This is a genomic window from Flavobacterium sp. (genome assembly GCF_004295795.1).
In the GTDB taxonomy this organism is placed as follows: Bacteria; Bacteroidota; Bacteroidia; order Flavobacteriales; family Flavobacteriaceae; genus Flavobacterium.
Map to the genome: position 1 here is coordinate 62,132 of NZ_SEBR01000027.1, position 10,996 is coordinate 73,127.

General features: G+C 47.0%; 12 protein-coding genes. 6 read left to right on the forward strand and 6 right to left on the reverse strand.

The annotated features are described in order from the left end of the window. The 3 genes from EOO49_RS17290 to mutL are packed head-to-tail and all read right to left on the reverse strand — an operon-like array spanning position 1 to position 3,588. Positions 1–855: a rhomboid family intramembrane serine protease gene (locus EOO49_RS17290; protein ID WP_290847996.1), complete on the reverse strand. Its 855-nt coding sequence runs from the start codon at positions 853–855 to the stop codon at positions 1–3. Between the two features lies 1 nt (position 856). Next, on the reverse strand, positions 857–1,681 hold the full coding sequence (locus EOO49_RS17295) for a rhomboid family intramembrane serine protease (protein ID WP_290847998.1): 825 nt from the start codon (positions 1,679–1,681) through the stop codon (positions 857–859). Next, positions 1,678–3,588 (reverse strand): DNA mismatch repair endonuclease MutL, encoded by a 1,911-nt coding sequence (gene mutL / locus EOO49_RS17300; RefSeq protein ID WP_290848000.1) that lies wholly within the window; start codon positions 3,586–3,588, stop codon positions 1,678–1,680. The genes EOO49_RS17295 and mutL overlap by 4 nt, the downstream gene beginning before the upstream one ends. A gap of 232 nt (positions 3,589–3,820) precedes the next feature. Between mutL and EOO49_RS17305 the strand changes: the two genes are divergently transcribed. Beyond that, entirely contained in the window at positions 3,821–4,153 is a 333-nt protein-coding gene (locus tag EOO49_RS17305) for a hypothetical protein (protein WP_290848002.1), read from the forward strand. 211 nt (positions 4,154–4,364) lie between these two features. Here EOO49_RS17305 and ribH read toward each other — a convergent pair whose 3' ends face one another. Next, complete coding sequence (gene ribH / locus EOO49_RS17310) at positions 4,365–4,883, reverse strand: 6,7-dimethyl-8-ribityllumazine synthase (RefSeq protein ID WP_290848004.1); 519 nt, start codon at positions 4,881–4,883, stop codon at positions 4,365–4,367. A gap of 3 nt (positions 4,884–4,886) precedes the next feature. Next, positions 4,887–5,678 carry a tetratricopeptide repeat protein gene (locus EOO49_RS17315; protein ID WP_290848006.1) on the reverse strand — a complete coding sequence of 264 codons (792 nt, stop codon included), beginning with the start codon at positions 5,676–5,678 and terminating at the stop codon, positions 4,887–4,889. A gap of 130 nt (positions 5,679–5,808) precedes the next feature. Here EOO49_RS17315 and recF point away from each other — a divergent pair, with 130 nt between their 5' ends. From recF to EOO49_RS17340, 5 genes are all read left to right on the forward strand, one after another. Next, positions 5,809–6,888, forward strand: coding sequence for a DNA replication/repair protein RecF (recF, locus tag EOO49_RS17320; RefSeq protein WP_290848008.1), 1,080 nt, complete (start codon positions 5,809–5,811; stop codon positions 6,886–6,888). A 229-nt stretch (positions 6,889–7,117) separates the two neighbouring features. Further along, entirely contained in the window at positions 7,118–7,825 is a 708-nt protein-coding gene (locus tag EOO49_RS17325; protein ID WP_290848010.1) for a thioredoxin domain-containing protein, read from the forward strand. Then, positions 7,825–8,493: a DUF2461 domain-containing protein gene (locus EOO49_RS17330; RefSeq protein ID WP_290848012.1), complete on the forward strand. Its 669-nt coding sequence runs from the start codon at positions 7,825–7,827 to the stop codon at positions 8,491–8,493. The genes EOO49_RS17325 and EOO49_RS17330 overlap by 1 nt, the downstream gene beginning before the upstream one ends. Then, positions 8,493–9,506 carry a UDP-N-acetylmuramate dehydrogenase gene (gene murB, locus EOO49_RS17335; RefSeq protein WP_290848013.1) on the forward strand — a complete coding sequence of 338 codons (1,014 nt, stop codon included), beginning with the start codon at positions 8,493–8,495 and terminating at the stop codon, positions 9,504–9,506. Before EOO49_RS17330 ends, murB begins: the two co-directional genes overlap by 1 nt. 51 nt (positions 9,507–9,557) lie before the next feature. Next, a complete protein-coding gene (locus tag EOO49_RS17340; protein WP_290848015.1) occupies positions 9,558–9,920 on the forward strand; it encodes a hypothetical protein in 363 nt (120 codons plus the stop codon). Between the two features lie 854 nt (positions 9,921–10,774). Here the strand turns inward: EOO49_RS17340 and EOO49_RS17345 are convergent. Beyond that, a partial coding sequence (locus EOO49_RS17345) for a hypothetical protein (RefSeq protein ID WP_290848016.1) occupies positions 10,775–10,996 on the reverse strand: 222 nt, incomplete at its 5' end.

Sequence of the window (10,996 nt, forward strand, 5' to 3'; positions counted from 1 at the left end):
TCATTTTCCGGCGCGGAACAGGAAATCCTTTTCCTCCTTCGTCAGGCTGTCATAACCTGAACGGGAAATCTTGTCGAGTATTTCGTCTATCTGTTGTTGTGTCTTGTCTTTCGTTACCACCTTGGACGGTTGTCTTTCCTGTTTCTGGTAATTTTTGTGAACCGTCTTGAATTTCGTCTTCTTCTCGCCTTTCTTGAACAGATTCGCGAAAAAATCGACTACCGAAGTCACTATCGTACTCAAATCGGTTCCATTTTGCAGCAGTTTCATGTAAATGAACCCGAAAAGTGCCGCCGACAGGTGCGACAAATGGCTCACGGTATCGCCCGACGGAATCGCGATAATGTCGAAAAACAGCAACACGCCCGTGATAATCCAAAGTTTGACGTTTCCGATGAGCAATAACCGAACCTGCATCGTCGGATCGTAAGTCGTGATCGCTACCAAAACCGCCATCACGGCCGCCGAAGCGCCCACAAGTCCCGTTCCGGATTTGAAAATGTAGAAATTGGCGATGAAGACCAAAGCGGCGAAAATCGCGCCCAAAAAGTAAACACCGATAAATTGCTTAATATTGAAATAGGTACGAAAAAGACGAGCGGCAAAGTTCAGCACCAACATATTGCTCAAAATGTGCATGAAGTTGGCGTGCAGGAACGAATAGGTGACGATCGTCCACGGATAGTATTGTACGACATCGGCACGCAACGCCAGCCAAGCCGGAAATTGCTTGTAATGCGAGAACGCAAAGTACAAAGCCGACATGATGTAAATCGCCACGTTTACGATGATCAGACGCGTTTCCGGTCCGCCCAAAGCATATTCGCTCTTTATGTCATTCCAAATACGCGACATGTCAGTTCCAGCGGTTATGGGTGAACTTCCTGTTTCTCCAGTTCCACATCATCAGGAATCCGAAAAGCGCTCCGCCTATGTGGGCAAAGTGCGCGACGCCTGTGCTTGGTCCGCCAATGATCGAACTCGAGGAAATTCCTCCGACAAAGTCAAACAGGATAATTCCGGGAACAAAGTATTTGGCCTTGATTGGGATCGGAAGGAAAATCATCATCATTTCCGAATTCGGGAACATGAAAGCATAGGCGACCAAAAGTCCGTAAATCGCACCCGAGGCGCCAACCACAGAAATCTGGCTCTGGCACGCAGCTTGGTATAAGGCGTCAAAACTGGACTGGGAAAGCGACGCCATTTGTCCGTTCTGCAACAAAATCGGCTGTAATCCTTTGAGGAACAATTCCTTGCTAAAAACGTCTCCATCCTCGAATTGAAGGTTCAAAATCCTGTGTACATCTTCTGTGCTCAAACCGACATCGGTCACTTGGGAAAGAAAGTGATGCACTTCGAGATACGTCACGCCCATGTTCACCAAAGCCGCGCCAAGTCCGCAAGTGATATAAAAAGCGAGGAATCTTTTCGCGCCCCAGAAATGCTCCAGAGTCGATCCGAACATGTACAAGCCCAACATATTGAAAACAATATGCTCGATTCGCGGAAATGGCGCATGCATGAACATGTGCGTAAGCGGTTGCCAAAAATGGAACAAGTCGTTCTGGAAATAATACAGCGATAGCAACGGATAAGCCGGAGCCACAAGTTGGGCACCGATGTAAAACAGGACATTTAAAATCAACAGTTGCTTGACAACTGGCGTAATTGGCATCATATAGCGAATCTCTTATCTATATCTTCCACACGGAATGTGATGAAAGTCGGTTTCCCGAAAGGTGAAACATCTGGTTCTTTGCATGCGAACAATCCGTTCACAAGGTTTTCCTGCTCGCGTTCACTCAAAATCGTGCCCGTTTTTACTGCAAGACTTTTGGCCATTGACTTGGCTATGGAATCGTTTTGGCTGAAACTCGTCTCTGGAATTCCGTCCTGAAGGTCGCTCAAAAGTTCCTCCATCACGATAGATGCCTCGCTTTCGGCCACATTTATGGGCAAACCCGACACGACAACGTGGTCGTGATTAATCTCGCTGAACACGAATCCCGTATTTTCCAGCGAAGGCTCGAGTTCTTTTATCAGACGCATTTCCAAAGTGGAAAAATACAAATTCAGCGGGAAAAGCAATTGCTGGCTCGAGGCTTGTTTCACGGTCATGTTCGTGAGGAATTGCTCGTACAAAACCCTTTGGTGCGCGCGCTGCTGATCGACAATTACCATGCCCGATTTGATCGGGTTCACGATATATTTCCGATGCAGTTGGTACATGCGGTTTTCCTTTGCGATTTCCGACTCGTCAAACAACGAAGCCGTGACTTCCTCGCTTTCGAACTGCATTTCTTCTGGTTCCGACAGCGTTTGAGGCTCGAGCTCGTACGAAGTCCCAAAGTCTGATTTGAGTCCGACGTAAAGGCTTTCCCAACTCGCGTGTTCGGTTTTCCGATGGTAATTTCCGCTTGACGCGTAAGAATTCCCGCTTGACGGCGCCGCGACCTTTCTTTCAGAAGAAACTTCGGATGCGAACGGATTGAATCCGCCATCGACCTCGATCGTGGGCAAGACCGCGTCTTTCTGACGATACTCATAAGGCGTATCCAGAGCCGAATCGCGTTCGAAATCCAGCACCGGAGCAACACTGAATTGCCCAAGACTATGCTTGACCGAAGCCCGCAAAATCGCATAAAGCGCGTGCTCGTCGTCGAATTTGATCTCTGTCTTGGTCGGATGGATGTTGATATCTATCGTGTGAGGCGGAACGTTCAGGTAAATGAAATACGAAGGCTGGCAGCCGTCTTTGAGCAAACCTTCGTAAGCCGCCATGACCGCATGGTGCAAATAGCCGCTTTTGATGAATCTGTCGTTGACGAAAAAAAACTGCTCTCCCTTGTTTTTCTTGGCGAATTCGGGTTTTCCGACGAAGCCTTCGAACGAGACGATCTCAGTCGATTCAGCGATCGGGACCAATTTCTCGTTGGTGCGTCCGCCAAAAATGTTAACGATGCGCTGACGCAGGTTCGAGGCCGGCAGGTTGAACATCTCGCTGCCATTGTGGTACATCGTGAAATGGATTTTCGGATGCGCCATGGCCACGCGCTGGAATTCGTCGAGAATGTGTCGGAACTCGACCGTATCGGATTTCAGGAAATTGCGACGCGCCGGAATGTTGAAAAACAGATTCTTGATCGCGAAAGACGTTCCCTGAGGTAAAACCGCCACATCCTGGGACACGAATTTACTGCCTTCGATCACGAGTTGCGTGCCCAATTCCTGATGCGGCTGGCACGTTTTCATCTCGACGTGCGCGATTGCCGCAATCGAGGCCAAGGCTTCTCCACGGAAACCCTTGGTGTGAAGCGCGAACAAATCTTCCGCCTGACGGATTTTCGAGGTCGCATGGCGCGCAAAACACAGCTTGGCATCTTCGGGATTCATACCGACTCCGTTGTCGATGACCTGAACCAGCGATTTGCCGGCATCCTTGACGATCAATTTGATGTCATCGGCTTTCGCGTCGACTGCATTTTCCATGAGTTCCTTGACCACTGAGGCCGGTCGCTGTACGACTTCGCCCGCGGCAATCTGGTTCGCTACGTGATCCGGAAGGAGTTGGATTATGCTTGACATAAGTCTGTTTGAGTGGACGTCAAATGTACCACAATTAACGCAAAATTCAGGAATACAAAGGTGAAAGGCGGGTTAAAGTTTTACACATTTTGAGCACCTGAACGCGGGGAGCGTGAGTTGTCAAGCTGTTGTTTAAAATCGGACATTTTTGTTTTTTTTGGGCGTGCCGGCGGCGGGTTTTTCAACAGCGGAAAGCAGTCGCAGTTACAAAAGTTCCTCGTCACAACGATCGATGGAAGCCGCCGTCGGGCTGCAGGCACTCGCTTTTTGCAGCAAGTCTTTTTACGAGACAAATCCTGAAACGCAAAAGAGCTCAAACAATGCCGGCATCCCTCACGCAAACGGCTCGCTTAAAGCCTATCTTCAAACTACAAAAACCGGTTTTACGTGTTTCTTCGCGGGGCGGTTTGGCGGCTCCGCTTCGCTGCGCCGCTTTCATTGCATTGGCTTTTCTTGGCTCGCTACGCGTCGCCGTTGGTTGTTTATTCGAGAAGTCTGTGACTTCTCGAAGTGTGTGACGGAGTCTGTGACTCCGAAAAAAAGCAAAGCGCCTTACTTTTCTTAACTTTCTTAATGGTTCAAAAAAATCAGGTAGAACAAACACAGCAAAACCTGATCAACAACCGTAAAAACAACAAGTTGCATTCGTCAATTGGCGTCCATCGAACAATCAAAATAACCCCCTTAACAGTCAGTTTATCTGAGTTGAGACCCAAAAATCCGAAGCAAAAAAAAAGCCCGTCCAAAAACGAGCTTCCTATCTTAAAGAAAATATCCTATCTAAATCCCATCTTGGCATTCTGACCAGAAGTTCGCTTGCGTAAATCAGCCATCTTGATTGCCGTGATCGCCGCTTCGGTGCCTTTGTTTCCATGAGCGCCGCCCGAACGTGCCAGCGATTGCTCTTCGTTATTATCAGTCAACACGCAAAAAATCACAGGCACATCGCCTTTTGCGTTGAGATCTTTGATGCCTTGCGTGACGCCTTCGCACACGAATTCAAAGTGCATGGTTTCACCTTTGATCACGCATCCGATCGTGATGATCGCGTCTACCGTCAACGCCTGACGCATTCTCGCGGCTCCGTAAATCAGTTCGAAACTCCCCGGAACATTCCAACGCGTGATGTTTTCAGGTTTGACACCGCAGTCCAAAAGTGCCGTTTCGCAACCTTTGAACAAGCCTTCGGTAATAGTCTTGTTCCAATCAGAAACAACAATCCCGAATGTGAAGTCTTTCGCATCCGGGAGTTGGTTTTTATCGTATTGAGATAAATTCTTATTAGCTGTCGCCATATTTTATTGGGCCAATCCGATGAGTCCGTCCACTTGTTGCGCTTCGGGCGATGCATCGTAATTGTCTTTGATATCCTGGAAATATTTCAACGCATCGGCTTTTTGATTCAAGGCCAACGCTGTTTTCCCGGCTTTCAGCAAGTACAACGGAGCCGTAAACTCGTTTTTGTTCTTTTCGGCAGCTTTCACGTAGAATTCCAAAGCTTCTTTCGGCTGGTTTTTCTGGGAGAACGCGTCGCCCTGAAGACCGATCGCCATTACAGAAAGTACTGCGTCATCGCTTTTGAATTTCTCCAAATGCTGAATAGCCTCGTTGTATTTTCCGGTATTTAGGTAAGAGACACCAGCGTAGTAATTTGCAAGATTTCCCGCATCCGTTCCTGAGAATTTGTCGGCGATATCAACAAAGCCGTATTGTCCTTCAGAACCTTTCAAAGCCAAAACGAAAAGCGAGTCCGGTTTCACGCCGTCAACCGCTTTCTGGAAGTTTTGCTGGGCCACGTACAAAGCCTCGGCACCGTCTTCCTGTTTTGGATCGGCAACGAACTTCTGGTAGCAAAGCCATCCGATAGCCACCACTGCGATAGCACCGACGACACCAAAAATCGCTTTCTGGTTTTTCTCTACCCAAGCCTCGGTTTTGTTGGCTGTCTCGTCAAGTGTATTGAAAACGCCGGCAGTCGTACTGTCTTTGTCGTCAACGTTCACGTCTTCGATATATCCGCCTTCCTGCGCAGGATCTTTTTCTTCTTTCTCTTTCGGAGCCTTGAAACCTCTCTTATTATATGTTGCCATTTAACTTTAAATTAATGCGGGGCAAAAATAAAATTTTTATTCAGAACCGAAAGCGAAAATGTGTATTTTTTCGGAAATTTACGCCCGCTTTTCAGGCTGCCGAAAAACCTGAGCAAAAGCCGCTTCAAATATGCATCTCAGGAAGATTTCCCTTCTCCATTACAAGAATTTGACCGACGCCTCTTTCGACTTCGACGACAAGATCAATTGCTTCGTAGGAAAGAACGGCGTGGGCAAGACCAATGTGCTCGACGCCGTCTATCATTTGGCTTACGGCCGAAGTTATTTCAATCCGCTGGCGATGCAGAACATCCAGCATGGAGCCGAGTTTTTCGTCGTGGAAGGCGAATTCGAGAAAGACGACCGCTCGGAACTCATCGTGTGCAGCCTCAAGAAAGGCCAGAAGAAAACCCTGAAACGCAATGGCAAGATCTACGACAAATTTTCCGATCACATCGGATTCATTCCACTTGTGATCATTTCCCCTACTGACCGCGACCTTATCGCCGAAGGAAGCGAGATTCGCCGCAGTTTCATCGACAGCGTGATTTCGCAACTCGACGCGACTTACCTGCAGAATCTGATTCACTATCAGAAAATACTTACACAACGCAACGCCTTGCTCAAATACTTCGCGGCCAACCGAACGTTCGACAACGAAACTTTGGTGATTTACGACGAGCAGCTCGAGGTTTTGGCGCATCCTATTTTCGAGAAAAGACAGGAATTTCTAAGCGAGTTCGTGCCGATTTTCAACGAGTATCACAAAACGATCACAGATTCTTCCGAAAGCGTGCAGATCGTTTACCAAAGCCACCTGACCCAAAACGGAATGCTGGCGCTTCTTCGAGATCACATCCAGCGTGACCGCACCTTGCAATACACATCGGTCGGAATCCACAAAGACGACCTGTCATTTGAGATCGACGGTCATCCGATCAAGAAATTCGGAAGCCAAGGCCAACAGAAATCGTTCCTGATCGCATTGAAGCTCGCGCAATTCGAGTTCGTCAAGAAACAATCCGGACAAAAACCGATCTTGCTTTTCGATGACATTTTCGACAAATTGGACGAAACCCGGGTAGGGAAAATCGTCGAAATGGTCAACAACGACGCATTTGGGCAATTGTTTATTTCCGATACGCATCCGGAACGCACCGAAGCTATCGTGAAGCAAACGCATCAATCCTACAAGATTTTCGAGCTTTAACGCCTTCCTTCAAATTTCAATTTTCATAAAATGCGACCAAAACCGTTGCGCACCAAGGATTTATACGCCATTTTATCCGACAGTAAACGACAGTAAACGTTTATAAACGACAGTAAACGTTTAACAACCGACTACTTGATTCCAAATTTTGCAACTTTGCCTTCAATGCGAAAATCTTGAAATCGCCGCAAGCTCAAAAACCGTAATTTTGTATCACTTATCCTAATTTATGAAGACGTACATTTTAGTGATTTTGGCCTGGAGCACTTTACTTTGCTCTTGCCAAGGCCAGCAAAAACAGACAAAGGCCGAAACCGTTGCTCCAAAGGATTTTGCCCAGAAATTATCCGAAAATAAGGATGCGCAGGTTTTGGACGTGCGCACTCTCGAAGAATTTTCGGGCGGACATCTCGAAAATGCCAAGAACATCGATTGGTACGAACAACAAAATTTCGATGCCCAAGTCGCGAAAATGGACAAATCAAAACCGGTTTTCGTGTATTGCGCGGCCGGAGCGCGTTCCAAGAAAGCTGCCGACAAGCTTAATTCGCTCGGTTTTACGACGGTTTACGATATGAAAGGCGGATACGTGAAATGGTCAGCCGACGGTTTCGGTCCGAAAACATCAGAACCCGAAAAAATCGTTGGAATGTGTTCGCAGGAATACGCCGACCTTATCAAATCGGACAAAAAAGTACTGGTCGATTTTTATGCACCTTGGTGCGAACCTTGCAAGAAAATGGCGCCTTATCTCACCAAATTGGAGAAAGAGCAAAAAGACGTGAAAATCGTGCGCCTCAACGCCGACGAGCACAAAACTTTGGTCAAGGACATGAAAGTGGATGCCTTGCCGCGAATGATTTTGTACGTAGAAGGAAAAGAAACCTGGAGACACGACGGGTTCATCTCTGAAGAAGACCTCAAAAAACAACTGTGATGCTTACCAAAGATAGCCTGCAATTCCTCGAGGATTTGCGTAAAAACAACAATCGCGACTGGTTCCAAAGCCAGAAAAAGCGATATGAAACCTATAAAGAAAACTACCACGCGTTGGTCTCTGATTTCATCAAGGTCATGTCGACTTATGACGAATCGCTCGAATCACTGAACGTGAAAGATTGCACTTTCCGAATCAACCGCGACATAAGATTCTCGAAGGACAAATCGCCTTACAAAACGCATATGGGAATCTGGCTATCGACAGGTCAGAAAAACACGAATCTCGCCGGATATTACATCCACATAGAAAAGGAAAAAAGTTTTATTGCAGGCGGAAAATGGCAGCCCGAGAATGCCGATCTTAAGAAAATCCGAAAGGAAATCGAGTTTTTCCACGATGAACTCGGGGAGATTTTGTCCGGCCAGGAATTCCGCAACGAATTCGGCGGATTCGATCGCGAAGACTCTTTGAAAACAGCTCCAAAAGGTTATGAAAAAGATCACGTAGCCATCGACCACCTCAAACTCAAATCTTTCATCGCGGCAAAATGTATTGACGACAAATTTGTTCTCGACAAAGATTTCGTGCAAAACGCATCGGCCAAACTCGCGCTTTTGAAACCGTTGAACAATTTTTTGAACCGCGCTTTAACCACCGAAGAATAATGCAGCTTCTCCCCGATTTTTCGCTTAAAAAATTCAACACTTTCGGCATCGACGCCAAAGCGCGCCAATTCGTGGCCGTGCATTCTCTGGATGAGCTCAAGGCTGTTCTGGAAATGCATCGCCTTGAAAACAAGTTCATTTTGGGCGGCGGCTCGAACATGTTGCTTACGAAAGACGTCGATGCTCTGGTCATCCACGTCGATCTGAAAGGCAAAACGATTTTGTCCGAAGATGAAAATCACGTTCTCGTCGAATCACAAGCAGGTGAAAACTGGCATGAATTCGTGCTTTGGACGATTTCCCAAAACTTCGGCGGACTCGAGAATATGTCGCTCATTCCCGGAAATGTCGGCACTACGCCAATCCAGAACATTGGCGCTTACGGAGCCGAAATCAAGGATACGTTCGTGAGTTGTGACGCGATGAACATCGAAACCCAGCAAATGAGGACGTTCTCAAAGGACGAATGCGAGTTTGGCTATCGCGAAAGCATTTTCAAGAATTCCGAAAAAGAAAGATATATTATCACGTCGGTGGTTTTCCGATTGACGAAAACACACCACAAAATCAACACGGGCTACGGCGATATCATCAATCAATTGGCCGCAAATTCGATCGATAATCCGACGATCAAAGACGTCAGCGATGCCGTGATCGCTATCAGGAAAAGCAAATTGCCAGATCCAAACGAACTAGGAAATTCGGGCAGTTTTTTCAAAAATCCGATCGTTCCGAAAGCGATTTACGAGAAAGCGAAAGCCAACTATCCCGAAATGCCGCATTATGTCGTATCGGAAACCGAGGTAAAAGTGCCAGCAGGTTGGCTTATCGAACAAGCCGGATTCAAGGGAAAAAGATTTGGAGACGCGGGCGTGCACAAAAATCAGGCGCTCGTTCTGGTCAATTACGGAAATGCGACGGGAGCCGAAATCATGTCTGTCTCGAAAATGGTTCAGGAGGCGGTTCTCGAGAAATTCGGAATCGCGATCGAAGCCGAGGTTAACGTTATCTAAATCGCAATCCGGACTGGTTTTGTTTTCGTATCTTGAAGGAAACTTCGAGCTATGAAAATCATCAATTCCCACATGCACGGCGCCATGGATTATGCCGTCGTCGCCTTCCTTTTTCTCTCACCGACATATTTTCACCTGCCCGAAACCACTGCGACGTTCACCTACGTTTTGGGCGCGATCCATTTGCTACTGACGATTTTGACGAATTTCAGACTCGGCCTTTTCAAACTGATTCCGTTTCGCGTGCACGGACTTATCGAACTTGTCGTTTCGCTCGGCTTGTTCGGAGTCGCTTATTGGCTTGGCGATATCGAAGGTAAATTGCCGCAGTATTTTTATTCGAGTTTTGCTATCATGCTCTTGTTGGTTTGGTTTTTGACCGATTACAAAGACACGAAGTCGAGGGGATTTTAATTACAATTTTTTGAAGCTGATTCCGGCTGCCGGGCACTAGCTTTTTTGCAAAAACCGGTTTTTCTTTAGTTTGGCACGAGCTTCCAATGGTCGCTGTGCCAAGCCAAGAAAAATGCGGTTTTTTCTGCAAAAGGCTAGTTGCCGTCATCCGGGCTATGGATTGTCGTAAGACGATTCTTTTTTTTCCTTTTTTGTTTCTGTATTTACGGAAATTCTCTCACTCTCGAGACCTAAATAAATGAGCTTCGCTCATTTTGTGTTTGCGGCAGCTGCGCTGCCGGATGCTGTAATTCGTCGCCTTCCGCGGGACTACTTTTGCCTGGCCGCAAAAGTAGCAAAAAGGCCTTGCGGCTGAACCAAAAACGCGACCTGACAGCCCCAAAAATTCGGAAATGAAAAAACTCGCGGGAAAGTTTTTCGAAACGACTCACCTTTTAGGTCGCTCAAACAGTTTCCATTTCTGCGAATTTTCAAGACGTCAGGTGCCCGCGTTTTGTGCTTAGGCCGCGGACTAATCGGAAGTGTTTATTTGCTTTTTAGCTTGCTTCGCTGCGCTAAAAACTGCTCCGTAGCAAAAAACAGGTGTGTCTTTGACGGAAACAATCGGTTGGCCTTGATCGAGAATCTTGGGTTTTACGTTTTTGCCCTAAACAACCATTCGAGTAAAAAACCTTAACATTTTCTACAGAAAATCTGTAACCGAATCCCGGATTTTTCCCCGAACTTCGGCCAGACCTAACAAATCTCCGAGATTTGTTAGGTCTTAGGAAAATGCGGCTTTCACGGATTTTCGACGGGTTCTTTGGACGTGTTGGAGCACGGAATTTCAACGCCAGAAGTTTCCGGTGACGACGTTATGGAAACGATTCTTGCGATTGAGGAATTTTGGTGTTTCGGAGACGCATTTTTCCAAAGCGACAGCGGCGGAAAAATGTCAATAGATACTTTCCGATCAGTCCGGCATTTGAGCGTTTTGGCGGGCACCTGACGTCTTGGAAATTCGCGGAATTAAAGGCTGTTTGAGCAACCCAAAAAGTTTCTCGTACCAAAAAAGTCTCCGCGAGTTCCTTTAATTC